Source organism: Polaromonas sp. YR568 (genome assembly GCF_943369415.1).
Lineage (GTDB): Bacteria > Pseudomonadota > Gammaproteobacteria > Burkholderiales > Burkholderiaceae_C > Polaromonas.
On the sequence record NZ_CALRNF020000003.1, the window covers coordinates 39604 to 66139 of the forward strand.

Consider the following 26536-nt stretch of genomic DNA (forward strand, 5'->3'; position numbering starts at 1 on the left):
ACAGCCACGCCCGCTTTTCAAGGGCATGTTGCTTGTCCTCGGCGCAGGGATGGATCATCGCGGCAGTGCCGGCGTATCGTTGCGGACTGGCCGCCAAATCGTCGTTTTGCGGTTTGTCGTTCAGGCCAATCCACGCGATGTCAATGATACCTCGGGCGAGCTGGCCGCACCCCCTGAAGGCGTCCCAGCGCACCAATCCGGCAATTAGGAGCGAAAAACCCGGCCAAGTACTTCAAAAAAACCCGTTTTGGGAGCCGCAGGAAGACTCAAAGTTCCGTTCGCTTTTCGGGCCAGAATCTTTTTGTAGATGGCCTCGTGGCTTTGAACATATCTTGTCGGTGAGCTTCTTTTCTCGTGTATAGCCGTGCGACATAGACTTCCAAGTTCCTTACGTTGCAGCGGGTTTTCGATAAGGGAAGAGAGGAGCTGCTTCAGGCCTTCTAAATTATCCCTGCTCACCAGTAACTCAGGCAGCGGTACAAGGTCTTCACCCAGATTCCAGTTCATCTGGTCAAACCGCTGGGAGTAGTCGTGGTGGAAAGACACGGCGGGAATTGAGAGCGCCATGGCATCCAGCAAAACCAGGCCTCCACCTGAGGGATAAGTGTCCACCACCACATCAGCCATGCCCAGGATGCCAAGATAGTCGGCCTGCCAGCCCAGCCGGATGACACGGTCGGCCAGCGGCGTGTCGAGCAACAATTCCGCGAGGAATGGCGGGTCGACGTCCAGGCCTACGGCAACAAAGACCGCCCGGGGATGAGCCTCCAGGGTCTGAAGAATGGCGGACCAGAATTCCCGGGACATAAATTTCAGCGGACGCCCCGCGCTGATCAGCACAACCGCATCGTCCGCGATGTTCAGGCTGGCTCTGTCGGAGATGGTCAGCGACTGGCTGTCCGGCAGATCGTATTCAATATGAACCACGGAACCACTGCTGGGGCTGTCAATGATCAGGCTGTCCAGGCTCGCGATCACCCAGTCAAGCCGGGGCGCAATGTAGAGTTCCGGCGGTCCGTAAGTCAGCCCTATGCGCGCAACGGCAGGGCAGGTAAAGGACAGGAAATAGTGTTCGTACTCGGCCAGAATGGCGGTGGTGATGAACACATGCGGGCCAAAAGCCCGAACATGCGCGGCCGTTTGGCGCAGGCAGGCCATTACATCCTCCTGATCCGCCTGGATGACGCGTCCTCCCGCTTGAGTGAGCACGTCAATATTTTTTAACGAAACCGCGTCATTCTTCCGGCTGGACTCCGCGATAAAAAAGGCAACCTCAAACTCGGAGGAGTTGTGATATTTGGCAAACGCGCTCAGCATCTTGACGATGACCGACTCGGGGTGATGCACGTGAAAAACCAGGTAAGCGAGACGCGTCTTCTTCCCTTTGGATGGCGCCGTCGACTGAAGAGCCATATTTTTCGTTTCAGTGAGTGCCAGCTGGTCAATACACTCGAGAACGTCGAAATCGTAGTCATACCGGTTTCCCAATCCTGCCAGGGCATAGACGTTCCTGTGCTGGTTGAAACACTTAAGGGCCGTATACACATCCCCGGCGGCCGCATAACGCTTCCCCACGATTTTGTAGGCCGTCCTCTGTGCTTCCAGATTACCCGTCGCCTTGTGCAGTTCAACATAGAAGGCCAGAAAATCTTCCGACAGGCCGCACAGCGCTAAAGCTCTCTCCGCGAATACCGCCGCCTTGTCAATATCCCGGGGGAAGTAGAAATACGCCTTGGCCAATTCCTGGTTAACCCGGAAACGGTGAGTGGTGGTTTCAAGGCTAAGCAGGCTGACCAGATCGGATTGATCGGGCGTTTCCCCGCGCTGTATGGATTGATAGACTGAACTCAGCTTTTCAGTTATCTGGCTGTCATCGGTGTTGAGGTCTGTCACAGGCTTCTATGCGCAGGTTGCAAATGGGGCGCGGTCAAGGCGACGATGGGTTACTGTTGGTGGTCTCAGCCGGAAAATCGGGCCGCAAAGAATTTACGCGTAAATTGCTGCGCAAATGAGTAGCGGGGGTTCGCGATAATCTTGTCGCTAATGGCCTTGTTGACGCCTTCATACGATGAAAAAGCGTCATCGAAACAAATCCAGCCGCCAGGTACGAGATATTTTTCGACGCGCGCAATATCACCGCATACGGCTTCGTAGCTGTGGTCGCCGTCAATAAAAGCCAGTTTGCATTTAAAGTCCTGCGGGCCTTCCTTGGAGAATAGCGCCAGGTCGCCGCGGAACGGGGTCACGATATCGTCAAGCGATTGATTGGCAACACATTGCCGGAAAGTCTCCAGCAGGCTCTCATTCCGCTGATAAACGGGAACAATGTCGCGTTCAAACGGCTCCTTCCAGACGGTTTGCTCATGGTATGCATCAAATAGTTTGTCACCTATCGTCACCTTGAACGAATAGGAGCCGTCCTTGTTCTCATACCAATCCGACTTCTCCGGGAACAGGTCAACGCACATGACCTTGGTCTCCTTCATCAGGCGAGCGGCAAGGCCTAGCGCAATCGCCGAGCGACCGCACCAGGAGCCCAGTTCCAGGATGTCTCCTTTCAAGCCAGTCGTTGAAACCGCCAGAACAAAAAGAGAGTAAAGCTGATCGATCGGCGTCCATCCGGGAACGTCCTTGACGGATTTTTCAATGGACTGGATGATCGGGGCGGTTTGGGTCATTGGCATTTCCTGGAACGGTATTTTTATTGGGAGGGGCGTTTGCGAAGCGTGAACTAGAGCTTCCACATCGACTGAAACAGCATCCGCTCAAACGGTTGAGACGCTGTAAAGGCGGTTCTGCCATGGAGCACTTTTTGGTCGTGAAAGCACAGACAATCGCCACTACGGCATTGTATGAATTCGACACTGGAGCTTGTTTCCCTTTTCTCGAGGTACGCAAAAAAAGCATCACACAGGCGTTTGATCCCGGGATCGCTTTTGATCGTTCGGTAATAATTCCAGAAGATATTGGGCTCCGGACGCATTCTGATGATCGGTGTCTTGTGAAAATACTCACCGTCGCCTTTCTGGATTGTGACTTCAACCGACTGCAGGTCACGCAACAATGCCGGGTCATCTTCACCCAGGTCCAGAATCAACCGTTCAAGCGGGTAGATCGACTGCTCGCCACCCGCCGAGGCCTGCTTTTCCATAACGAAGAAATTAATCTCTGCCGGATCCGAAAACCAGGAGTTGTCGTTGTGCAGGGGATGCCGGGTGTTGCTGTGGGCATAGACCGTTTGTTTGTCGGGCTGGTAGGAGATCTCCCACCACTGCGCATGTTCGATTTTTTCGGACAGGTTGTATTGCCGCGTGTCGAGATTCAATCCGCATTCTTCCGAAAGAAACTTGGCCCAATGGCCTTTGTCGAACAAGCGGGATCCCTCCCGGATAACCAGTACGCCGCCGTCCTTGCCGACATTTTTGATTTCATCGGCCAGGAGTTTCATGTTGGTCGGAGCGGTGAGTGTCAAGATTTTGGTCATAAAGCTCTTTTGCATTGATAAGGTATAAATTCCAGCCTGCATCAGGCTAGAAGATCGAATTCGTCCAGATAGGCTGATACCTTTGAAAAACCATTTTCCATTAACAAATCGATAATTGAAAGGTGGGGCGTGAACGCTTCCGCTCTTTGCGCATATGCGAGAGGCCGGGTGTTAAGGAATCTCAATTTGATGCCATGCCCGGAGAAAACAGCCGGATCATAGAGTTGCCGCCCACCCGGGGCGTTGACGTATGTCAACGCGCCCTCGAGTTTGCAAATGTTGAGAATCCGGTCGGTTCCTGAAATATCCCGATTTCCGTACTGCTCACTGGCGCCGAATGTTGTCGTGATTCCCATGTGCCCGGCAAGAGTTCGCAATTGAAAGCCCAGGTATTCCGAGAGTGTGGTGGCGGGTTGGCGAATCAGGCCTTCAATTACCGGAAACACGTCCAAAAAATGCGGGGACTTTCGATAACTCAAACTGATGGTCTTGAGCAGCTTCTCGCGCCAAGCTGAGGTCGTGTCCAGCTCGATCTCGCAAATGAGCCGATTCTGGGATGCGTGCTTGAGAGGCACGGTGATGTAGTGCGCTTGCCCATTGACCAGAATACGGTTACGGTTGACCCAGCCGCGCGTAATGTAGTTGACGTCGTTGTAAACAACAAACTTGTCAACGGCTTTGATCAATTGCCAGTACCCCAGGTAGGGGAAAAAATAGGGTTGCATGATCGCGAGGCTGCCCATCGAGTTCCCGCCTCAGGCTGTGGCTATCAATTCAACGATCGCATCCACTTGCTCGCTTTGAAGATCCGGGTAAATCGGCAGGCAGAGTATTTCTTCGGCCGCCTGGCTGGCCACGGGCAGGTTGGCCGGAAGGGCTGACGGGAATTGCTGGTAGGGCGGAAACTGGGTGATCAGCGGGTAGAAATAACGCCTTGCGAAGATATTCCTGTCCTTCAGTTTTTGATAAAGCGCATCCCTGCTGAGGGGGTAGCTGCCCTGCACACGAATCGGAAAGTAGGAAAAACTGGTTTCCTGCTGATGCGTTTCGGGCTGCAGGACCTGGATGCCCTTGATCGATGCGAGTGCGCTTCGATACCGTACGTCAATGGCGCGGCGTTTTTGCAGTGCCGTCCCGACGTGTTTGAGTTGCAGCAAGCCGAAGGCGGCGTGGATTTCACTCATCTTGCCGTTGATTCCGGAGCTTTGTACGTTGACCTCATCGACGTAGCCAAAATTCTTCAACCTGTCGATGTGCTGCTTGGTTTCAGCGTCGTGGCAAATAATGGCGCCGCCCTCAAAGGTGTTGAAAACCTTGGTGGCGTGAAAGCTCAGAACGGAGAGATCCCCATGGTTCAGGAGGCTTTCTCCATGAAACTTCACGCCAAAAGCGTGGGCCGCATCGTAAAGAACTTTGAGACCTCGGGTGCGAGCGATTTTGTGAATAGCTTCAACGTCGCAGGGGTAGCCATAGCAGTGCACGGGCAGGATGGCGGTGGTTCTCGGTGTGATAGCCGCCTCAATGCCCGCCGGATCCAGGTTCAAGCTCACGGGATCCACATCGACAAAAACCGGCGTCAGACCGTTCCAGAGTATGGAGTGCGCGGTCGCGACAAATGAGTAGGGCGTGGTAATAACCTCGCCGGTGATGCGCAGCGCCTGCAGTGCGGTCACCAGCGCGATGGTGGCGTTGGTGAAAAGCGAGATATGTTTGACGCCGAGGTACTCGCAGAGCGCCTTTTCCAGTTGCTGGTGAAAGGGGCCGCCGTTGGTCAATATTTTGCTGTCCCAGATTTCCCGCAGGGAGGGGATGAATTCCTCCAGGGGCGGAAGATAAGGTTGGGTTACGTAGATCGGCTTGCTCTTCATGGCTTATATCTGGTTAGCTCCAATCGGCGCGGACTTTGCTTTGCCGCCCCGAACGGTCTCTGGCGTGGCCGGCGCCGCATTCAAGGACGGATGTTTTTCCGGAGGATTCAATCCGTCACCAGTGAACAGCTCGGTTGCGTCCATTGCATCAGGCCTATGGAAATTGACTTTGAGCGTCATGTGCGGCCGGCGCAACGTCTGCCTTGACCTTAACTCTTGTGTGTTCTAGCAAGGGCCGACCGGATCGTGGAAGCCCCCGATCATCAATCTTCCAATGGTAACATCATGCCGTCTTGCGTCTAGTAGCCAAGATTTCACCTCTGCGCATGTGCCGGAGTTGGGTACTCACTGCCTGGAAGAAGATATATATGCGATTGTTAGTGCTGGGGGCCACGGGAATGCTGGGCAGCGCCATGTTCAAGACATTGGCGTCAGATGGCGGAGGGCATGAAGTTTTCGGTACGGTTCGCGGCGCCAGCGCCACTTTCAAGGGAAATGGCGCAGGACAAATCATAGGCGGAGCCGACGTCGAGAACCACGATTCGCTGGTTCGGGTGTTTGCAGAAGCACGGCCTGATGTTGTCATCAATTGCGTAGGCCTTGTCAAACAGCTTTCGCAGGTCAACGACCCTCTGATTGCCTTGCCCATCAATGCCTTGTTGCCGCATCGATTGGCCGGTCTCTGCGCCGTAGGTGGCGCACGGCTAGTTCATGTGAGCACCGACTGCGTATTTTCTGGATCAAAGGGCAACTATCTGGAGTCGGACTTTCCCGATGCCTACGATCTGTACGGACGCTCAAAGCTGCTGGGCGAAGTGGATTACCCGCACGCCGTCACCTTGCGGACGTCGATTATTGGCCACGAACTTGCCGGCCATCGCAGCCTGGTGGGGTGGTTTTTGGCGCAAGAGGGCCAAGTCAAGGGCTTCACGCGAGCCATTTTCTCCGGCCTGCCTACCGTCGAGCTGGCGCGCGTTGTGCGTGATTTTGTCTTGCCCAAGCCGGAACTTCGCGGGCTTTATCACGTGGCGGCGGAGCCCATTGACAAGTACAAGCTGCTAAGTCTGGTTGCGCAGGTTTACAAAAAGAAGATCGAGATTGTTCCGGACAATGACTTTGCCATTGACCGCTCGCTCAACGCCGGGCGTTTCACGGCGGCAACCGGCTACGTTGCACCGCCGTGGCAAACGCTGATTGAGCGGATGCACGAATTCCAGTAGACGCCAATATTCCAAGCTTTCCTTACCTGACATGCGGGCTGATTTATGTTTAAAGACAAAATTTTATTGATCACGGGCGGCACCGGCTCGTTTGGCAACGCGGTGCTCAAGCGTTTTCTTGAGACGGATGTGCGCGAGATTCGCATCTTCAGCCGGGATGAAAAAAAGCAAGAGGACATGCGGATTGACTTCAATCACCCCAAGCTGAAGTTCTACATCGGTGACGTCCGGAACTCCGACAGCATCGGCGACGCGATGAAGGATGTGAACTACGTCTTTCATGCCGCAGCGCTGAAGCAGGTTCCTTCCTGCGAGTTCTACCCGATGGAAGCCGTCAGAACCAATGTGCTGGGCGCGGAGAACGTCATGAATGCGGCCATAGCTGCCGGCGTTGAGCGGGTGGTGGTGTTGAGTACGGACAAGGCCGTTTATCCGATCAACGCGATGGGCCTTTCCAAGGCCATGATGGAAAAACTGATGGTCGCGAAAGCGCGCAGCCGCACGGAAAAAGAGACCGTGCTCTGCGCCACGCGCTACGGAAACGTCATGGCATCGCGCGGCTCCGTGATTCCGCTGTTTGTGGGTCAGATCAAGGCGGGCAAGTCGCTGACGCTGACGGACCCCTCCATGACGCGTTTTCTCATGTCGCTCGAAGACTCTGTCGACCTGGTGCTGCATGCGTTTGAGCATGGGCATCAAGGCGACATTTTTGTGCAGAAGGCGCCGGCGTCTACGGTTGAGGTGCTGGCCCAGGCGCTGATGGAAATCTATGGCGCCGAGGCTCCCGTGCGGGTGATCGGCACCCGCCACGGCGAAAAGCTGTACGAGTCCCTGGTGTCGCGCGAGGAGATGGCCAAGGCGGAAGATATGGGCCAGTACTATCGGATTCCTGCGGACAACCGCGACCTGAATTACAACAAATTCTTTATCGAGGGCGAAACCGGCATGGCCGCATTCGACGACTACACCTCGCACAACACCGAGCGCCTTGAGATTGAAGGCGTGAAGAAGCTGCTGCTCAAGCTCGACTTCATCCAGGAGCAGCTCAATGCTTAAGGTGATGACCATCGTTGGTACCCGGCCTGAGCTCATCAAGATGAGCCGCGTCATCGCCGAACTGGATGCCCACACCCGGCACGTGCTGGTCCATACCGGGCAGAACTACGACTATGAGTTGAACCAGGTGTTCTTCGACGACCTGAAGATCCGCAAGCCGGACTATTTTCTGGAGGCTGCCGGCAGCAACGCGGCGCAGACCATCGCCCAGGTCATCGCGAAGTCGGATGAGGTGATGGAAAAAGAGGCGCCCGATGCGGTGATGCTGTACGGCGACACCAATTCCTGCCTGGCCGTCCTGTCGGCCAAGCGCCGCAAGATACCGGTGTTTCATATGGAGGCCGGCAACCGGTGTTTTGACCAGCGGGTTCCGGAGGAGCTCAACCGCAAGGTGCTGGACCATCTCTCCGACATCAACATGGTGCTGACCGAGCATGCGCGCCGCTATTTGCTGGACGAGGGCATCCGGCCGGAAACGATTTTCAAAACCGGCTCGCACATGCGCGAGGTGCTGGACTATTACCGGCCCGGCATCGAAAAATCCGACATCCTGAGCCGGCTGTCCCTGAACGCGCAGCAATACTTCCTGGTCAGCGCGCACCGCGAGGAAAACGTCGATTCGCCGGCCGCCTTGGCGGACCTGCTCGACACACTGGGTGCGCTGGTCGAGGTGTATGGCTTTCCTGTCATCGTGTCGACGCATCCCCGCACGCGCAAGCGCCTGGAAGAGATGGACCGATCCGTGCTGAGCGACAAGATCGTCTTCAGCAAGCCCTTCGGCTTCCTGGACTATGTGCACCTGCAGACCAAGGCTTTTTGCGTGCTTTCCGACAGCGGAACGATCACCGAAGAATCTTCGCTGCTGAACTTTCCCGCCATCACGATCCGCAATGCGCACGAGCGCCCCGAGGGCATGGACGTGGGCACGCTGATCATGAGCGGCCTGAAGCGCGAGCGGGTGCTGGATGCCGTCAAGGTCGTTGCCAGCCAGGCCGTGGCCGGCGGGCGGGCGGTGTTGCCGGTGGCCGACTACGAAAATCCGCACGTGTCCAAACAGGTGTTGCGGATCGTCTTCAGTTACGTGGACTACATCAACCGCGTCGTGTGGTCGAAACCATGACTGACGCGCAGGCCGGTGCGGCAGCCGCCGCCTGTCCTGTTGTCAGCGTGATCCTGCCCACCTACAACCGCGGGAACTTCATCGGCGAAGCGGTCGAATCCGTGCTGTCGCAAAGCTTCACCGACTTCGAGATCATCGTGGTCGACGACGGATCCAGCGACAACACCGCCGAGGTGATGCGGGGCCTGGCCGATCCGCGCGTCATTTACCTTCGGCAGGCCAACAAGGGCCGCTCCAATGCCAGGAACCATGCGCTGTCGCGCGCGCGCGGCCGCTACATCGCTTTTCTCGACTCGGACGATCTCTACATGCCCGGCAAGCTTGCCATGCAGGTCGAGTACCTCGATGCCCATCCCGGAACGGGCATGGTCTACACCTCGGCCCATTGCATAGACTATTCCGGCAACCCGCTCGCTGAAAACTACCGGGCTTCGGTTTCGGGCTGGATCTATACCTCCATCGCCTTTTTCCGGCCCGTGACGATCACCCTGCCCACCGTGATGGCCAGGCGCGAACTGTTTGAACAAGCCGGTGGCTTCGACGAGAACATGCATCGCTTCGAGGACACCGACATGTGGCGGCGCATCTCCAAGCTGACGCGAATAGACGCCATGCCGGCCTTCACCTGCCGGCTCAGGACGCACACGGAGAACAGCCTGGCAGCCCAGGACCCTGCGCAGATCGTGGGCGCGCTGGACTACTACGTGCGGAAAATTCTGGCCGAAGACACTGCCGTGGGCACGCTGGTCAAAAGGCGGGGCATAGGCTCCCTGTATTACTACTACGGCCGGGCCTTCCTGACCGTGCCGGCCTGGAGGGAGGAGGGCCGGCAGCTGTTGCGCACGGCCTACCGTTACTGGTTCTTTCTCTGGTTTCGGCAACTGGCGGTCATGGCATATCGCTGGGCCTCGCCGGATAATGCTTCTTTGTCCCCGCGGACCAGCGCGGCTGCCGTGGCCTCTCCCGAAAAAACTGATGATTGACCTTTCGAATGAACGTGCCTGCCCAGACCGCCCTGGTTTCCATAGTCATCCCCGTCTACAACGGCAGCAATTACCTTGGCGAGGCCATCGACAGCGCGCTGGCCCAGACCTATCCTAATATCGAAGTGGTGGTGATCAACGACGGGTCCACTGACGATGGCCGGACCGAGAAAGTGGCTCTGTCTTACGGCGATCGCATCCGCTATTACAAGAAGGAAAACGGCGGCGTTGCTTCGGCATTGAGTTACGGTGTTGAAAAAATGGCCGGCGATTTTTTCTCATGGTTGAGCCACGATGACCTCTATGTGCCTGAGAAAATTTCACGGCAAATGCAGGCGCTGGCCCAGGCGGCCGGTCCGCGCACCGTTATCTACAGCAATTACGAAGTGTTCACTGACGACCCGGACACGGCGGTGCGCGTGACCTTGCGTGGAGTGCCGCCCGAGGCGTTCCGCTACTGGCTGACCATCGAGAACAGGCTGCATGGCTGCGCGCTGCTCATTCCAAAGCAGGCCTTTGCGGAGTGCGGGAAATTTGACGCCGCGCTGCGCACCACCCAGGATTACGACCTCTGGTTCAGGATGGCTGAAAAATTTTCGTTTGTGCATATTCCGGACATCCTGGTCAAAGCCAGAAGCCATGCGGAGCAGGACAGCCTCAAGATGGGCGCCGTTGTGCTCGGCGAGTGCAATGCGCTCTTGTCCGGGTTTGCGTTGAGGCTGGGTGAAGGCGAACTGAAACAAGCCTCGGGCGAACCCCTGCCGCTGGCATATGCCCGGATCGCCTCCAGCATGTGGTGGCGCGGGTTTTCTCAAGCCGCAATGACAGCCAGCCGGCTTGCCCTGGCGAAGCTTGCGGGCGAGCCCTTGCCGACGCAGCTGCGAGTCGGGGCGAGCCTGGTGCTTGGCCCGCTCAAGTACTGCGTTCAACCGCTGCGGCGCCTCTTGCCGGCGCGTGTGCGGGGGCTTGTCCGCCGGCTGCTTCGCGGCGCCAGGCTGCGTGCCCCACCCGCGGAGGCGGTGCGCGATCTCGCGCTCAAAGAGAAATTCTCCGAGGTGTATGACAAGAACATCTTCGGAGGAGCAAAGTCGCGCTCGGGGGAGGGCTCGGACATGGTGCAGACGGCCGTCATACGACGGGAGATACCGCGCCTGCTCCAGAGCCTGGACGTCAAGACTTTTCTGGACGCGCCATGCGGTGACTGGTACTGGATGCGGCATGTCGATTTGCCGGTCGATCGCTACATTGGCGTCGATATCGTCGAGCCCATGATTGCCAGAAACCAGCGTGAATTCGGTACGGGAAAAACCAGTTTCCAGTGCCTGAACCTGGCGAGCAGCGAGTTGCCGAAAGTTGACCTGATCTTTTCCCGGGATTGCCTGGTTCATCTGTCGTTCGACGACGCCCGGAAAATCATCGCCAACTTCAAGCGCTCGGGTGCCACTTATCTGCTCACCACCACGTTTACACAGCGCAAGGCGAACCAGGATCTCGGCAGCGGCTTCTGGCGCCCGTTGAACAAGCAGCTGCCGCCTTTCAACTTCCCGCCCCCCCAACTGCTTATCAATGAGGGATGCACGGAGGGCAACAACATGTTCACGGACAAGTGCCTGGGTCTCTGGAGACTCGAAGATATCGATCTGAAGTAGGTAGACACCGCGCGGCAGCCGCTTGCGGGTTAAAACGGCCTGAACATGGCTAAACTGCGATATCGATTTAACCCCGAGCCTCCTGCCCCGGCGCAGCCGTCACCCGTATGCAGACTCACTCAATGGACCCTGTACCCATGACTCAACGCAAAGGCATCGTTCTCGCCGGCGGCTCGGGCACACGTTTGCACCCCGCCACGCTGGCCATCAGCAAGCAGTTGCTGCCGGTGTATGACAAACCCATGGTGTACTACCCGCTGAGCACATTGATGCTTGCGGGGATCCGTGAAGTGCTCATCATCAGCACGCCGCAAGACACTCCGCGCTTCGAGCAGTTGCTGGGCGACGGTTCGCAATGGGGCATGAAGCTCCAATACGCGGTTCAACCGAACCCCGACGGGCTGGCGCAGGCTTTCATCATCGGCGAGGCCTTCCTCGCCGGCGCGCCCTCCGCCCTTGTGCTGGGCGACAATATTTTCTACGGGCATGACCTGCATACCTTGCTGATGGAAGCTGATGCGCAGCAAGGCGGCGCAACGGTATTTGCGTACCATGTGCAGGATCCCGAGCGCTATGGCGTCGTGGCGTTTGACCAGACCGGCAAGGCCAGCAGCATCGAAGAAAAACCTGCTGTGCCCAAAAGCAATTACGCCGTCACCGGCCTCTATTTTTACGACGCCCAGGTCGTGGAGATCGCCAAGTCCATCAAGCCCAGTTCACGCGGTGAACTGGAAATCACGGCTGTCAACGAGGCTTACCTGGCTCGCGGCCAGTTGAATGTGCAGATCCTCCAGCGCGGCTACGCGTGGCTTGATACCGGCACGCATGACAGCTTGCTCGATGCCGGCCAGTTCATCGCGACACTGGAGCACCGCCAGGGACTCAAAATTGCCTGCCCGGAGGAGATCGCCTGGCGTAACGGCTTTATCGACGGCGCCCAGCTGGCGCAACTGGCGATGCCACTGGCCAAGAACGGCTACGGCCAATACCTGATGCGCTTGCTCAAGGAAGGAGGGCGGCCATGAAAGTCACGCCTACGGAAATCGCCGACGTCCTGATCATCGAGCCCCGGGTTTTCGGTGATTCGCGGGGCTTCTTCTTCGAAAGCTTCAACCAGCGGGCCTTCAACGATGCCACCGGCACCGATCATCATTTCGTGCAGGACAACCACAGCCGTTCCGCCAGGGGCGTGCTCCGCGGGCTGCACTACCAGCTAGGGCAACCGCAAGGCAAGCTTGTCCGCGTCGCTCGGGGGGCGGTTTTCGACGTCGCCGTCGACATCCGCCCCGGTTCGCCGACCTTCGGGAAGTGGGCCGGCCTGGAATTGAGCGAATCCAATAATCTGCAGCTGTGGGTGCCGCCCGGCTTGGCGCACGGTTTTCTGGTACTCAGCGACAGCGCCGATTTTCTCTATAAAACCACCGACTATTACGCACCCGAGCAGGAGCGCTGCCTCGCGTGGAACGATCCGACGCTGGCGATCTCGTGGCCGCTGGACGGTGCGCCCACCTTGTCGGCCAAAGACGGCGTCGGCCAGGCTTTTAAGGCCGCCGACTTTTAGTTGCCCGCCATGCCCACAAGATCGCTGTCCTGCGCATCCGGCGTGAACCCGCTCACGCGTTTGAGCAGGAGGGCCCGCAAAGCCGCCGTGTCGTTAACGGCGACCGCTCGCTGGAGTTGCTCCAGGTCCGCCCGGAATTCAGTCCAAGGGGAAAAATCCTCGTGGGCTTTGAGGATGCGCGGGTGAACGGTTGCCGCCGGGTTGTCGCCGATCAGCAGTTCCTCATACAGTTTTTCCCCCGGGCGCAGTCCCGTGACTTCGATGGCGATGTCGCCGTCCGGACGGCTCTCGTCGCGCACCGTGAGGCCGGAGAGTTTGACCATGCGGTGGGCCAAATCGATGATCTTGACCGGCTCGCCCATGTCGAGCACAAAAACCTCGCCGCCTGTGGCCATGGCGCCGGCCTGCAAGACCAGCTGGGCGGCTTCGGGAATGGTCATGAAGTAACGCGTGACATCGGCATGCGTGAGTGTGATCGGGCCGCCACTTTCGATCTGGCGCCGGAACAGGGGCACGACACTGCCGCTGCTGCCCAACACGTTGCCGAAGCGAACCATTGAAAAGCAGGTGTGATTGTCGACGGAGGGCAGCCCTTCCTTGAAGGTGACGGCCGGAATGGACGACAGGGCTTGCAGCACCATTTCGGCCAGGCGCTTGCTGGCCCCCATGACATTGGTAGGGCGCACCGCCTTGTCGGTGGACACCAGCACAAACTGGTTGACGCCGGTTTCGACGGCGGAGCGCGCCGCGCTCAGTGTGCCAAGGACGTTGTTCGCAATGCCTTCGGCCGGATTGTGCTCAACCAGCGGGACGTGCTTGTAAGCCGCGGCGTGAAACACCGAGTGGGGCCGATAGGCGCGGAAAATCTCGAGCATTCGCGTGTAGTCCCGTACATTGGCCAGCAGGGGAATGAGTTCGACGCTGACACCGGCGCGTTCTGCCAGGCGCAGGCTTAGCTGCTGCAGTTCCTGCTGCAGGGTGTAGAGACCGAATTCGCTGTGCTCCACCAGAACCAGGCGCACCGGGTGCTCCTGCAATATCTGCCGGCACAGTTCGCTGCCGATGCTGCCGGCGGCGCCGGTGACCAACACGACCTTGCCTGCCAGGCCTCGGACCAGCAATTCGCGGTTGGGCGGAACGGCATCGCGCCCCAGCAGGTCTTCCACGTCGAGATCCTTGATGTCGGCCAGAGCCACGCGGCCATGGGCGAGATCGGTCAGGCCTGGCAGGGAGCGCACGTGGACCGGCAATGGCTGGAGTTCGTTCAGGATTTCATTGCGCCTGGACCTGCTGACAGATGGCAATGCCAGCAGCATGTCGGTGATGTCGTATTTTTCGACCAGGCGAGGCAGTTCGCCGGGCGCATAGACCGGTACGTGATTGATGGTCAGGCCCTGAAGGGTGCGGCTGTCGTCGATAAACCCGAAAAGCTTGAACTCGTGCGAGGTGGCGATGGCGTTGGCGATCTGGACGCCGGCGGATCCCGCACCATAGATCAGCAGGTGGCTGACCGGCAGGCTGTGGCGCTGGCTGGCGGAAAGGCTGCTAAGCCATTGGCGCGCGACCGCCCGGCTTCCGCCTATGAGCAGCATCAATATCAGCGGCTGCAGCAACCCGATCGAACGGGGGACATCAGGCCACTGCATCAACACCAGCACGCCGGAAAACAGCACGCAGTACAGCGACACGGCCACGGCCAGCGCGCGCATGGCCGCCATGCCGCTGTGCCGGAAAACGGCCCGGTAGAGCCCGTTGCGCCAGAAGATGGGCGCGGCCAGAACCGGCGCGAGCAGGTAGGGCCACCATTGATGAGGGCTGTGAGGCCAGTGAAGGCTATCGAGGCGCAAGGAATAGGCCAGCCAGACAGCGGCCACGCCCATCACGGCGTCCGCCGCCAGCACCACCAGTTGTTTGACGCGCCGCGGCTGGCTTAGCAGTTTGTTTTTTATCATTGCCTGTACACAGTAAGCTCGATGGGCGGCGGACTCAATGGGACACACCGTCACGGCGCAGCACCTTGACCGCAGTCAACCACAAAATGCGCATGTCGAACCAGATCGACCGGCGGCGCAGATACTCGGCGTCCAGCGCCACTTTGTCGGGGATGGGTAACTCGTCGCGGCCATTGACCTGCGCCCATCCAGTGAGTCCAGGAACCAATGCATCCACGCCTTGTTCCGTGCGCAGGGCAATCAGGTCGGCCTGGTTGAACAGGGCCGGCCTTGGGCCAACGAAGCTCATGTCGCCGGCGAGAATGCTCCACAGTTGCGGCAGCTCGTCGAGGCTGCTTTTGCGCAGAAAGGCGCCTATCGGGGTCAGGTGAGCCTGGGGGTTGGCCAGCAAATGGGTGGCGACGGCCGGTGTGCCTACACGCATGCTGCGGAACTTGGGCATCCTGAATATGGTGTTGCGGCGCCCGACGCGATCCGACCAATACAACGCGGGCCCAGGCGACGTCAGTCGGACCAGGACGGCCAGGATCAGGATCGGAAGGGCCAACAAGCCCGAGAGAAAAATGGCTAGTGCCAAGTCAAATATCCGCTTCAAGCGCCCCCCGTACCCTAATATTGCGCCCATGGGCTATCCTTTTGTCTCAATGCTCCAGGCGGGCTGCCTTTTTATGCACATGCAGAGCCCGGCCGGCCCTGAAAGCAGCCGTCCAAGTATGGCGGCGTGATGTTTCTCCAATGGGCGAATAGCTGGCTAATGTTGTTTTTATTAGGTTTCCCGCCCAGGTGCATAGAATAACGCCTCACCAGTGGATAAGGCGGGATTCCGTCAGACTTGATTCTATGCTGCCGGCCTGGGCTTTGACGCGCGGCCAGTCAGCCAGGACATGGCGTCTCTCCTGTTTCCCCCTGCGTCTCGGCGGAACCGCCTGTTGTCGAATTTCTATGGATGGAATGAGTGTGCAGTTGTGGACGCTGTCGGTACGGCTTCGGGTTAGGCTGTTATGGCTTTGACAACCATTGCAATCACCGGTGCGTCGGGTTTCATCGGGACTCACCTGGTGAGCGCGCTGCTGCGCTCTGGCGGGTACCGGGTCAAGGTCCTGTCCCGCTCCTTGCGCAGCGAGGCGGCGCAGTCAGCGTGGCCGCCTGAAGTGGAAGTCGTCCAGGGCGACCTCCGTGATCCCTCCACACTCAAGGGCTTTGTCGAGCAGGGCTGTACGGTCATCAACCTCGTTTACCTCTGGGGCGAAGGCGAGGTGGAAAACCTGGCCGCCGTTGGCAACTTGCTGGTGGCCTGCCGCCAGGCAAAAGTGGCGCGGGTCATCCACTGCAGCACGGCCGATGTCGCGGGCCGCACCCCGGACAAGTGTGTCACGGAAGCCAGCCCTTGCCGGCCTGCGACGGCCTACGCCACGACCAAGCTGAAGATGGAAGCCGCCGTTCTGACGGCCGGCGAGAACTGCCACGGCGTGGCAGTTCTCAGGCCCACAGCCGTGTTTGGTCCCGGTGGCGAGAATCTGAAGAAACTGGCCCGGGACCTTGCCGGAGGCAGTCGCTGGCGAAATGCGGCCAAGGCCTGTATCTTTGGGCGCAGGCGGATGAACCTCGTGCACATCGACAACGTCGTTGCGGCGATCATTTTCCTGGCCGATCCCGGCCGCGCCCTGGACCGGGAGATATTTATTGTCTCTGACGATGACGCGCCGTCCAATGAATTTTCCAGCGTCGAATTCGCGATGATGCAGGCTTTGGGAATTCAGCGTTCACCGCGGCCGCGGATTTTCCTTCCTGCGTGGGTACTGTCGTTGATGCTCCGGGCCCTGGGAAAAAACAACGTCAATCCTCTCTGCATATACGACGCCGGCAAGCTGGGCGCATGGGGCTTTCGGCCGCCCGTGCCGTTCGGGGACGGCCTGCTTCGCTATGCGGCCTGGTATCGCTCACAGTACCTGGACCGCCCCGGAAAGGCCGGCCTCTAGTGCGTGTACTCAATGTGAGCTCTTCCCTGAGCCTGCGCGGCGGCGGAGGAACGGCCGAAAGAACGTTTCAGATGAGCCGCTTTCTGGCGCGGCGCGGCGTGGCGTGCACGGTGCTCACCCTGGGCACCGGGCTGGACGCCGGCCGGGTCCTTGCCCTGGCGCCGGCCACGGTGGTGGCGCTGGACTCCTTGTGGGAACGGTTTTTCGTGCCTCGCGTGCGCTGGAAAACCATACGCAAGCTTGTGGAGACGGCCGACGTGATTCACCTGATCGGCCACTGGGGCGTGCTTAATGCCATGGTTTACCTGGCGGCGCGCGCCGTGGGCAAGCCTTATGTCGTGTGCCCCGCCGGGGCCTTGCCCTTGTTTGGCCGTTCCGCCTGGCTCAAGCGGCTTTACAACCTGCTGGTGGGCAAGGCCGTGATTCGCAATGCTGCCGGCTGGATTGCCGTGACGCCGGGTGAGTTTTCGCATTTTGAGCGCTACGGTGTGCCTGCTTCACGTGTGATGGTGATACCCAACGGGGTGTCTGAAGAAGATTTCCCCCCGACCGACCGGGCGACCTTCCTTCGGTCGCAGGGCCTTGCGGATGCACCCTTCATCCTGTTCATGGGACGCCTGAACCCTATCAAGGGCCCGGATCTTTTGCTGGAGGCTTTTGCGCGGGTTTGCGACCGCTTTCCCGGGCACCAGTTGGTATTTGCCGGGCCCGACGGCGGGATGCTGGAATCCTTGCGTGCAAGGGCCGCGCAGTCCGGGCTGGGCTGCCGTGTGCATTTCCTGGGCCATCTGGACGGCACGGCCAAGGCGGGCGCTTACCGCTTCGCGCAATTGCTGGTCGTGCCTTCGCGCCAGGAGGCCATGTCCATTGTTGCGCTGGAAGCCGGTATCTGCGGAACCCCGGTGTTGCTAACGGACCAGTGCGGGTTTGATGAAATCGCCGCGGTCGACCGGCGGCTCATCGTGGCAGCCAGCGGCGACGGCCTCGCCGTGGGCCTGTCCGCCTTGCTCCAGGATTCCGATGCGCTCCGCGAAACGGGGCTTCGCCTCGAGGCCTTTGTGCGGTCCCGGTATGCCTGGCCGATCGTGGTTGGCCACTACGTCGAGCTGTACCGCCGAATTCTCGCTGCCGGACCGTTGCCGTGAAATTGCTCGTGATTTCGCAATACTTCTGGCCTGAAGAGTTCATCGTCAACGACCTTGTGGGCAAGCTGGTGGCGCAGGGGCACGAGGTGGTGGTGGCAACCGGCAAGCCCAACTACCCGGACGGCGACGTATTTGCGGGCTACCGTGCCGGGGGTATCCAGCGCGAGCGCTACCTGGATAAGGTCGACGTGGTCCGCGTGCCTATCTGGCCAAGAGGTGGGGGGGGCGGGTTCAATCTCGCGATGAACTACCTGTCCTTTATGTTTTCCGGCCTTTTGTTTCTGCCCTGGCTTCTGCGTTCATATTCCTTCGACGCTATTCTCGTTTTTGCTCCGTCGCCGATCACTCAAGCCATACCGGCCGTCCTGCTCAAGTGGCTGAAGCGGGCCCATCTGGCCATTTGGGTGCAGGACATGTGGCCGGAGAGCCTGGAGGCCACCGGCTTTGTCCATAACCGCGGCGTGCTGAAAGGGGTGGGCCTGCTGGTGCGCTGGATTTACGCCATGAGCGACACCTTGCTGTTGCAATCAAGGGCCTTTGAAGAGCCCGTGGCCCGCTATGCCGCCCGCGGCAAGCTCGTTTACTTCCCCAACGCACTCGACCCCGACGCGCCGGCAGACAACACGCAAGGGCTCGCGCCTGAACTGCTTGATGCGCTGGGGCCGGGCTTTAGCGTCGTTTTTGCCGGGAATATCGGCAAGGCCCAGGCCATTGAAACGCTGGTGGAGGCGGCCGTCCTGTTGCAAGGAGAGGCCGACATACGCCTGGTGCTGGTCGGCAGCGGCAGCATGCTGGACTGGGCGCGAGGGCAAAAAGCGCTCATGAAGCTGGACAACCTCTTGTTGCCGGGGCGTTTCCCGGCGGCCCTGATGCCCCAACTGTTTGACAGGGCTTCGGCTTTGCTGGTGTCCCTGAAAGGCGGGGGCGCGCTCGCTTACACTGTGCCCAGCAAGATCCAAGCCTATCTGGCGGCCGGCAGGCCAATTGTTGCAGCCTTGCATGGCGAGGGTGCAAAGGTGGTGAGCAATTCCGGGGCCGGAATGGTTTGCGAGCCCGAAAATGCCGAGGCGCTGGCAGGTTGCATTCGCGGCCTGAAGGCTTTGACGGCGACTCAGAGGCATGCAATGGGCTGCAGTGGCAGGGCTTATTTCAATGAACATTTCAATATGAACCGTCAGGTCGTTCGGCTGGTGGAAATTCTGCAGGCGCGACGCACTGGTGTGAGACACGATGATGAATGATGTGACCGGTATTCAGGGAGGGCGCGCGGCCCGCTCGCTCCAGGAGACTCATGGGGCGGCTTGCGCCGACGGCCTCTGTCGCATCGGCGACGCCACAAGCGAGAACGACTCGCGCAAATAGGGATGCATGCTCTGGACCCGCCGGAATGCCCGCATGCGGCAAAGCTGGTTCAGCCTGACATGCTGACATGAAAAGAATTATGCAATCCAAAACGAACTCCACGGTACTTTGGCTCATCGCCATCGGACTGCTTTTCCCTTTATTCATCCAGATTTCCGGCGGCGTCTACAACAATGTGGCGCTGGTGACCGACTCCAGTGGCTTGCTCAGCAAATTGCCGCTGCCGATTTCGATCGGCGCCTGCTTCTTCGGCCTGGTGTTCTTCAGGAAAAATTACCGCCAGGCCATGGTGGCGGTCACTTTCATCGCGGTGCTTGTGGCGGCCATGCTGCTGTCCATCCTGTTCGCGGGCGAGGCCCTGGACATCGAGGCGCGAAAATTGCTGCTTGCCGGGCAATTTCTGTTGCCCACCATGGGACTCGTGTTGGGCCAACAGGTGCACGACGAAACCAACGCGGTCCCAACGGCTTTTATGGGGGTGCTGCTGGTGCTGGTTCCCTTTCAGCTGATGGTCGGGTGGTTGCAAGGCAGCCTGACGCTCACGCACCACCTCTATGTGTTCAGCATTTACCAGCATTTCCAGTTTGTGCCGGTGGTTTTTGTCGCGGCTTTCTGCCTGACCCTGGTGTATCTGTGGGATCGGCACAAGGTCTTGTTGCGAATCCTGGGCGTGGTCATGGGCGTGTACGCGCTGGCCAGTGCCTCCTTCCTGGCGATCGGGCTGTACATCATTTTTGTGCTGCTGTTTTTCCTGCGGAAGATATCCCGTCTGAAAGCGGATCGCTGGGTGTTGTTGCTGTTGCTGGGCGGCGGGTTCCTGATCGCGACCGGCGGCGCGACGCTGTACTACAGCATCGCGAAACACAACAACAACCTGATCGGCGACCAAGGCCAGTACCTCGGCAAGTTCCAGACCCTGGCCGAGGGCCGGATGCCGGTCAATCTCCAGGAGCGCCTTGGCGATTGGAAGATGTACGGAGCCTGGATCACTGAAAGCCCGCGCGCCTTGTTGTTCGGCCATGTGTCGCCTCCGGCGCGCGAGGTCAGGACCAGCGCGCATAACTGGTACCTGGATTTCACCTACAACTTCGGGCTGATATCTCTGCTGCCGCTGCTGGCTTTGGTCGTCTATACGGCCTTTCTGGTGCGGCGCTTGCGCAAGTCGTTGCCGGATGAGGTCTTCTGGCTCGCAGGCCTTGTGGCCTTCATGGTGCTGGTCGACAGCAGCTTCAAGGTGACGCTGCGCCAACCTTATCCGGGCATATTCGCCTATTTCCTTTGGGGAATGCTGCTGTCGCGCCTGCGCCCTCCGGCCGCCTCGAGGCCGGGCGCATAGCGCTGCCGCATGGCTGCCTTGTCGACAAACCTGAAAAGCGGCATTCTCGCCAGCACGGCGGGTGTTTTTGGCTCGGCCTTTTTGTGGCTTTTAAGCTTCAAGGCGATGGCGTACTGGATGGGCCCGGAAGGGGTCGGCCTGTTCTCCCAACTGCGGCAGATGGCCCAGGCCGCGACGGTAGGCGCCACTTTCGGCGGAACCAATTCGGTGGTCCAGGGGCTTGCCGAGCGCAAGGAGGAAGCCGCGCGCAGGCAGTTTCGTGCGACCGCCGCGCGCCTCATCTGCCTGTCGGGTGCCGCCATGGTGCTCGCCATCGCCGCCGCCGCGCCCCAACTGACGCAGTTCTTCCTGTCATCCCAGGCCCCCGGGCTTGTGGCGACGGTACGCTGGATTGCGCTGGCCGTGATGCTCAATGTCGCCGGTACCTATGCTCTCGCCGTGCTCAACGGCTACCGCTCTTATCGCTACCTGGCGCTGGCGCAAATTGCCGGGCCTGCGGCACTGGTGCTGCTGCTGGCCGGCGCTGGATGGTGGCGGCTTGCGCCGGATCCGCGGCTTCTGGCGGCGGCTTTTGTGCTGTGTTTCGGCGTGACTGGCCTGATCGGCGCGCTGGGTGTGTCGCGCCTGCCGGGTCTGGAAGCGCTTGTGCGCCTGCAAGGCCTGCCCAAGGCGCAAAGCCGTGCTTTCGTCAGGTTTGCCCTCTCCAATCTGGTAGCGGCCTTGTCGACCACCATCGCGCTGCTGTTGATACGCTCCTGGGTGATCGAGGCCAAGGGGCTGGCTTTTGCGGGGCTGTTCGACGCCGGCTGGACCTTGACCTTCAACTACACCACGCTGTTCCTGACCGCCTGCAGCGCCATTTACCTGCCGCTGCTCACTGCCGCGACGCGTCCTGAGGCGCAGAAGGCCTGCATGCTCAAGACGGCCTACCTGGTGCTCAGTGCCAGCATCCTGATCTGCCATGCGATGGTGTTGCTGCAAGCGCCGCTGATCACCCTGCTGTACAGCCCGCAATTCGAGGCTTCGGGCCGGGTGTTGATGGTGCTGGTCATCGCGGTGATATTCCGGGGTGTTTCATGGGTCTACGGGACCATGATCCTGGCGACGCGCAATTCCCGCGTGCTGGTGATTTCCGACGTGGCCCTGAACCTGTCGCTGCTGGCCGCGACCCGCTATGCGCTGGGCAGCTTCGGCTCGCTGGAAGCGCTGAGCTGGGCCTTTGTTGTGCCGAATTTTCTTTATCTCGTATTCGTGGTGGAATATGCGCGGATGAAAAACAAGCTCATGCGGCGGCGCCAGATCTGGCCTTTTTTGGCGGCCGGCACGGCCCCCTTGTTTTACATGGCATTTGCGTCCGCGGGTTTGCCCCCGGCATATCCGGAGCTTGCCGGATTTTTGTGCATGTCCGTGGGCTTGGCTGTCAGCGTAGCGGCATTGTTTGCCTACAAGAAAGTGGTTTTGTGAAGAAATTGCGGTCCGATATCGAGCGCTATTACGGCATGCGTGGACACCATGGGCCGGTGTCCACGGCAGCGCTGGTTCTCGCCTGCTTCAATCCGCGAATGGCACCCGTCACGCTGCTGCGCCTTGCCGGGTTTTGCTACGAGCGCCGCTGGGGCCTGTTCGCGAAGTTTTTCTCCATGCTCAACGTGCTGGTCTTCGGCATCGAGGTGTCGCCGCAGGTGCAGATAGGAGGGGGGCTGTTTCTGCCGCACACCGTTGGCACGGTGCTGGGCGCGGAGCGCATCGGCGACAACTGCACCATCATGCAGGGCGTGACGCTGGGAACCAGCGAGCCTGACATGGGTTTTACCGTGGCCCTCAGGCCGGCAATAGGCAATAACGTGCTCATTGGCGCGGGCGCCAAGGTCATTGGGCGCGTCGTGGTGGGCGAGCATGCCAAGATAGGTGCCAATGCCGTGGTTCTGCGTGACGTGCCGGCTTTTGCGCTGGCTGTAGGCGTGCCGGCAACCATCGTGCCCCTGAAGGGCCCGGATTCCAGTGAGGAGACACCGTGAGCCAACCCCTGGTCATCAGCGCATCGTTGGTGATCTACAAGCCCGACCTGCAGATGGTCAAACTCACCTTGCTGGCCTTGCAGGAGGCTGCGCGCCTGGCCGGGCAGCAATATTCGCTCGAATTGTCACTCACGCTGGTCGACAATTCGGACGACCCGGTTCTGCATTCCCAGGTGGCGCAGTGGCTGGAGGGCGTTCGGCCGGCAGTCCCGGACTGGACCTTGCACCTGCTGGACGCGGCGGGCAACGTGGGCTACGGCCGCGGCAATAACCTCGTCATCGCGGGCGCCCGTTCAGACTATCACCTGGTGGTGAATCCCGACCTCTTTGTCCACCCCGACGCGCTGCTTGAGGCCCTGCGCTTCATGGAAGACCATCGTGACGTCGGCTTGCTGAGTCCGGCCGTCTACGGGGAGGATGGCGAGCGCCATTACCTGTGCAAGCGCAACCCGACGCTGCTGGTCATGTTCCTGCGCAGTTTTTCCCCGCCGTGGCTGCAATCCAGGCTCGGCTTCGTCATCGACGAGTTCGAAATGCGCGATTGCGACTATGACAAAGCCATTCATCCCCTGGAGTACCCCACGGGCTGCTTCATGTTTTTCCGCACCGCGCCGCTTCAAGCCATAGGCGGCTTTGACCCGGACTTCTTCCTGCATTACGAAGACGCGGACATAGGCCGGCGAATGCTCAAGACGGCCCGCGTGGTGTATGTGCCCGCCGTTCGTGTGGTGCACCAGTGGGCGCGCGATACGCACCGCTCCTTCCGCTCCAAACTGATCACGGTCAAGTCGGGCTGGCTCTACTGGCGCAAATGGGGCGGAGTTTTTCGTAGCAGGCCCGCCGCCGAACCGGTGCCGGCGTCGCAGGTCATGATCCAGGCCCCGGTTGCCGACTCCGCCGGCGCTTCGGGCCATCGTGTGCTCGTCACGGGGGCCAGCGGTTTTATCGGCCAGGCCGTCTGCGCCGACCTGCCGTCCCGGGGCTACGAGGTGCTGGGCGCCGTCCGCAAGAACTCCGGCGCCGGCGCGCCGGCGGCTGTGCAACACCTGGCGCTGGGCGACATGGACGAGCAAACTGACTGGACTGCCGCGCTGGCGGGTGTCGACAGCATCGTGCATCTGGCGGCCCGGGTCCACCTCATGCGCGAGACCGCGCTGGATCCGCTGGCGGAGTTCCGCCGCATCAACGTGGCGCTGACGATGAACCTGGCGCGCCAGGCCGCCGCGGCCGGCGTCAAACGTTTTGTTTTTGTCAGCTCGGTCAAGGTCAACGGGGAGGCCACGCCCGTGGGCCAGCCCTTCGAGGCGGACGACACGCCGGTGCCCATGGATTCCTACGGCGTGTCGAAGCTCGAGGCGGAACAGGCGTTGATGCGGCTGGCCGAAGAAAGCGGCATGGAGGTCGTCGTCATCCGGCCTGTGCTGGTTTACGGCCCCGGGGTGAAGGCCAACTTTCACACCATGATGCGGTGGGTGGTGCTGGGCATTCCCCTGCCACTCGGCTCCCTGGGCAATCAGCGCAGCCTGGTCGCGATCGACAACCTGGTGGATTTGATCGCCACCTGCCTGCGCCATCCGGCCGCGGCCAACCAGACTTTTTTGGTGAGCGACGGCGAAGACCTGACGGTCACCGCGCTGTTGCAGCGCACGGCGGCGGCCTTCGGCAGGCCCGCGTTCCTGTTGCCTGTGCCCATGTTCATCCTGAGAATGGGCGGCCGAGTGCTGGGCAAGGAGGCTGTGGTCCAGCGCCTGTGCGAAACCTTGCAGGTCGACATCACCAAGACCCGGCGCGTGCTGAATTGGCAGCCCCCGATCTCGGTCGACGGCGCATTGCGCAAGACCGTACGGCAACTGCTCAAGGAATAGCGATGGCGACAGGCTGGCATGGCGGGGTTTTCGTCACGGGCGCGACCAGTACCATAGGGTCGCTGCTGCTGCCCCTGCTGCATGAACGCGGCGTGGCCGCCCAGACTCTGGGCCGCACATCGGTTGCGGGTGAAAACTGCGCCTGGCGTTTCCTCGACCTGGCCGACAAGGCCTCGGATGTCCCGGCGATAGAAGCCCACACCCTCATCCACACCGCAAGCCTCTGGCTGCTGCCGGGCTGGCTTGAAAAGTTCCACGCACGCGGCGTGCGGCGTGTCATTGCCTTCAGCTCGACCAGCCGCTTCACCAAGCTGGCCTCGGCCAGCCCGTATGAGCTGGAGGTCGTGAACAAGCTCATCGCGGCCGAGGACCACCTGGCGGCCGAGTGCCAGCGGCTGGGCATGGCCTGGACGATTTTCCGGCCCACGTTGATTTACGGCGGCGCCGGCGGGGACCGCAACGTCGCCGACATCGCCCGGCTGGTACGCCGCTTCGGGTTTTTCCCGCGTTTCGGCCAGGCCGCCGGCCGGCGGCAACCGGTGCATGCGCGCGACCTGGCCCTGGCCTGCGTGCAAAGCCTGGACGCCCCCGCCAGTTACAACAAGGCCTACAACCTGAGCGGCGGCGAGACACTCGCCTATGTCGACATGGTGCGGCGCATCTTTGAGACCCTGGGCCGCAAGCCGGTGTTCATCCCCGTCCCGATCTGGGCCTTCCGCATCGCGGTGCGGCTGGCGCGCCTGCATCCGCGCTTTGCGCACCTGACGGCCGACATGGCCCTGCGCATGCAGGCCGACCTGGTGTTCGACCACCAGGACGCGACGCGCGACTTCGGCTACCAGCCCGGCCGCTTCGACCCGGCCTACCTGCTGACGTTGCGCTGACCTGCCGGGCCCGCCAGGCGCAAAGTGTCGGGTCAAGTCCCGGCGATGCTGCACAATTGCGCCATCTTCCCTTTTAAAGCCCTTTGGCCATGAGCGACACCCCCATGACTGATCCCGATCTTTCCCACGTCGGCCCGCGCGACAAGGCCGAAATCCTGGCCCAGGCGCTGCCCTACATCCGCAAGTTCCACGGCAAGACCCTGGTCATCAAATACGGCGGCAACGCCATGACGGACCCGGCCCTGCAGGCGGACTTCGCCGAGGACGTGGTGCTGCTCAAGCTGGTGGGCATGAACCCGGTGGTGGTGCACGGCGGCGGCCCGCAGATCGAAGCGGCGCTCAATCGCCTGGGCAAGAAGGGCCACTTCATCCAGGGCATGCGCGTCACCGACGAGGAAACCATGGAAGTCGTCGAGTGGGTGCTGGCCGGCCAGGTGCAGCAGGACATCGTGGGCCTGATCAACCAGGCCGGCGGCAAGGCCGTGGGCCTGACCGGGCGCGACGGCGGCATGATCCGCGCGCAAAAGCTCAAGATGCTCGACAAGGACGACCCGACGAAGGAACACGACATCGGTTTTGTCGGCGACATCGTCAGCATAGACCCCAGCGTGGTCAAGGCCCTGCAGGACGACGCCTTCATCCCGGTGATCAGCCCCATCGGCTTCGGCGAGGAAAACGAGAGCTACAACATCAATGCCGACGTGGTCGCCGGCAAGCTGGCCACGGTGCTGAAAGCCGAAAAACTGGTTCTGCTGACCAACACGCCCGGCGTGCTCAACAAGGCCGGCGAACTGCTCACCGACCTGAGCGCCCGCGAGATCGACGAGCTCTTCGCCGACGGCACGATTTCGGGCGGCATGCTGCCCAAGATCGAAGGCGCGCTGGACGCGGCCAAAAGCGGCGTGAACGCGGTCCACATCATCGACGGCCGGGTGCCGCACGCCATGCTGCTGGAAATCCTGACCGACCAGGCCTACGGCACCATGATCCGATCACATTAAACCGCCCGTGATTACGCGCCCTGACTCTTTGCAAGCGGCCACCGTGGAACCGG

At 60.4% G+C, this 26536-nt stretch carries 23 protein-coding genes; 16 read left to right on the forward strand and 7 right to left on the reverse strand.

Annotated elements, in window-relative coordinates; translation table 11 throughout:
- Positions 1–204 precede the first annotated feature (204 nt).
- The 5 genes from ACLV74_RS02700 to ACLV74_RS02720 form a co-directional block, all read right to left on the reverse strand.
- Positions 205–1893 carry a glycosyltransferase gene (locus ACLV74_RS02700; protein WP_411877828.1) on the reverse strand — a complete coding sequence of 563 codons (1689 nt, stop codon included), beginning with the start codon at positions 1891–1893 and terminating at the stop codon, positions 205–207.
- Between the two features lie 65 nt (positions 1894–1958).
- Positions 1959–2678 carry a class I SAM-dependent methyltransferase gene (locus tag ACLV74_RS02705; protein ID WP_411877829.1) on the reverse strand — a complete coding sequence of 240 codons (720 nt, stop codon included), beginning with the start codon at positions 2676–2678 and terminating at the stop codon, positions 1959–1961.
- Positions 2679–2731: 53 nt separating this feature from the next.
- Positions 2732–3484 carry a TauD/TfdA family dioxygenase gene (locus ACLV74_RS02710; protein ID WP_411877830.1) on the reverse strand — a complete coding sequence of 251 codons (753 nt, stop codon included), beginning with the start codon at positions 3482–3484 and terminating at the stop codon, positions 2732–2734.
- 41 nt (positions 3485–3525) lie between these two features.
- Positions 3526–4227 carry a WbqC family protein gene (locus tag ACLV74_RS02715; protein ID WP_411877831.1) on the reverse strand — a complete coding sequence of 234 codons (702 nt, stop codon included), beginning with the start codon at positions 4225–4227 and terminating at the stop codon, positions 3526–3528.
- A gap of 12 nt (positions 4228–4239) precedes the next feature.
- Positions 4240–5352, reverse strand: a complete 1113-nt coding sequence (locus ACLV74_RS02720) for a DegT/DnrJ/EryC1/StrS family aminotransferase (protein ID WP_411877832.1) — start codon at positions 5350–5352, stop codon at positions 4240–4242.
- Positions 5353–5720: 368 nt separating this feature from the next.
- Between ACLV74_RS02720 and ACLV74_RS02725 the strand changes: the two genes are divergently transcribed.
- The 7 genes from ACLV74_RS02725 to rfbC all read left to right on the forward strand — a co-directional run bounded on the left by ACLV74_RS02725 (position 5721) and on the right by rfbC (position 12941).
- Positions 5721–6572: a dTDP-4-dehydrorhamnose reductase family protein gene (locus tag ACLV74_RS02725; RefSeq protein ID WP_411877833.1), complete on the forward strand. Its 852-nt coding sequence runs from the start codon at positions 5721–5723 to the stop codon at positions 6570–6572.
- A 45-nt stretch (positions 6573–6617) separates the two neighbouring features.
- A complete protein-coding gene (locus tag ACLV74_RS02730; protein WP_411877834.1) occupies positions 6618–7628 on the forward strand; it encodes a polysaccharide biosynthesis protein in 1011 nt (336 codons plus the stop codon).
- Positions 7621–8748: a non-hydrolyzing UDP-N-acetylglucosamine 2-epimerase gene (gene wecB / locus ACLV74_RS02735; protein ID WP_411877835.1), complete on the forward strand. Its 1128-nt coding sequence runs from the start codon at positions 7621–7623 to the stop codon at positions 8746–8748. Before ACLV74_RS02730 ends, wecB begins: the two co-directional genes overlap by 8 nt.
- A complete protein-coding gene (locus tag ACLV74_RS02740) occupies positions 8745–9731 on the forward strand; it encodes a glycosyltransferase family 2 protein (RefSeq protein WP_411877836.1) in 987 nt (328 codons plus the stop codon). Before wecB ends, ACLV74_RS02740 begins: the two co-directional genes overlap by 4 nt.
- A gap of 8 nt (positions 9732–9739) precedes the next feature.
- Complete coding sequence (locus tag ACLV74_RS02745) at positions 9740–11380, forward strand: glycosyltransferase (protein ID WP_411877837.1); 1641 nt, start codon at positions 9740–9742, stop codon at positions 11378–11380.
- A 137-nt stretch (positions 11381–11517) separates the two neighbouring features.
- Positions 11518–12405 (forward strand): glucose-1-phosphate thymidylyltransferase RfbA, encoded by an 888-nt coding sequence (gene rfbA, locus ACLV74_RS02750; protein ID WP_411877838.1) that lies wholly within the window; start codon positions 11518–11520, stop codon positions 12403–12405.
- Complete coding sequence (rfbC, locus tag ACLV74_RS02755; RefSeq protein WP_411877839.1) at positions 12402–12941, forward strand: dTDP-4-dehydrorhamnose 3,5-epimerase; 540 nt, start codon at positions 12402–12404, stop codon at positions 12939–12941. The genes rfbA and rfbC overlap by 4 nt, the downstream gene beginning before the upstream one ends.
- Here rfbC and ACLV74_RS02760 read toward each other — a convergent pair.
- Together ACLV74_RS02760 and ACLV74_RS02765 are read right to left on the reverse strand one after the other, a co-directional pair.
- Positions 12938–14893 carry a polysaccharide biosynthesis protein gene (locus ACLV74_RS02760; RefSeq protein ID WP_411877840.1) on the reverse strand — a complete coding sequence of 652 codons (1956 nt, stop codon included), beginning with the start codon at positions 14891–14893 and terminating at the stop codon, positions 12938–12940. The genes rfbC and ACLV74_RS02760 overlap by 4 nt on opposite strands.
- A gap of 34 nt (positions 14894–14927) precedes the next feature.
- Positions 14928–15488, reverse strand: a complete 561-nt coding sequence (locus tag ACLV74_RS02765) for a sugar transferase (protein ID WP_411878040.1) — start codon at positions 15486–15488, stop codon at positions 14928–14930.
- Positions 15489–15894: 406 nt separating this feature from the next.
- Between ACLV74_RS02765 and ACLV74_RS02770 the strand changes: the two genes are divergently transcribed.
- The 9 genes from ACLV74_RS02770 (at position 15895) to argB (ending at position 26483) form a co-directional block, all read left to right on the forward strand.
- Complete coding sequence (locus ACLV74_RS02770) at positions 15895–16872, forward strand: NAD-dependent epimerase/dehydratase family protein (RefSeq protein WP_411877841.1); 978 nt, start codon at positions 15895–15897, stop codon at positions 16870–16872.
- 14 nt (positions 16873–16886) lie between these two features.
- Positions 16887–18017, forward strand: coding sequence for a glycosyltransferase (locus ACLV74_RS02775; RefSeq protein ID WP_411877842.1), 1131 nt, complete (start codon positions 16887–16889; stop codon positions 18015–18017).
- Positions 18014–19258: a glycosyltransferase family 4 protein gene (locus ACLV74_RS02780; RefSeq protein WP_411877843.1), complete on the forward strand. Its 1245-nt coding sequence runs from the start codon at positions 18014–18016 to the stop codon at positions 19256–19258. The genes ACLV74_RS02775 and ACLV74_RS02780 overlap by 4 nt, the downstream gene beginning before the upstream one ends.
- A 296-nt stretch (positions 19259–19554) precedes the next feature.
- The gene (locus ACLV74_RS02785; RefSeq protein WP_411877844.1) at positions 19555–20715 is read left to right on the forward strand and encodes a hypothetical protein; all 1161 of its coding nucleotides are present in this window, start codon (positions 19555–19557) and stop codon (positions 20713–20715) included.
- A 9-nt stretch (positions 20716–20724) separates the two neighbouring features.
- Positions 20725–22179 (forward strand): hypothetical protein, encoded by a 1455-nt coding sequence (locus tag ACLV74_RS02790; protein WP_411877845.1) that lies wholly within the window; start codon positions 20725–20727, stop codon positions 22177–22179.
- Positions 22176–22733, forward strand: coding sequence for a serine O-acetyltransferase (locus ACLV74_RS02795; protein WP_411877846.1), 558 nt, complete (start codon positions 22176–22178; stop codon positions 22731–22733). The genes ACLV74_RS02790 and ACLV74_RS02795 overlap by 4 nt, the downstream gene beginning before the upstream one ends.
- Positions 22730–24598, forward strand: coding sequence for an NAD-dependent epimerase/dehydratase family protein (locus ACLV74_RS02800; protein ID WP_411877847.1), 1869 nt, complete (start codon positions 22730–22732; stop codon positions 24596–24598). The genes ACLV74_RS02795 and ACLV74_RS02800 overlap by 4 nt, the downstream gene beginning before the upstream one ends.
- A 2-nt stretch (positions 24599–24600) precedes the next feature.
- Positions 24601–25482, forward strand: a complete 882-nt coding sequence (locus tag ACLV74_RS02805) for an NAD-dependent epimerase/dehydratase family protein (protein ID WP_411877848.1) — start codon at positions 24601–24603, stop codon at positions 25480–25482.
- Between the two features lie 104 nt (positions 25483–25586).
- The gene (gene argB / locus ACLV74_RS02810) at positions 25587–26483 is read left to right on the forward strand and encodes an acetylglutamate kinase (protein ID WP_411878041.1); all 897 of its coding nucleotides are present in this window, start codon (positions 25587–25589) and stop codon (positions 26481–26483) included.
- Positions 26484–26536: the final 53 nt, after the last annotated feature.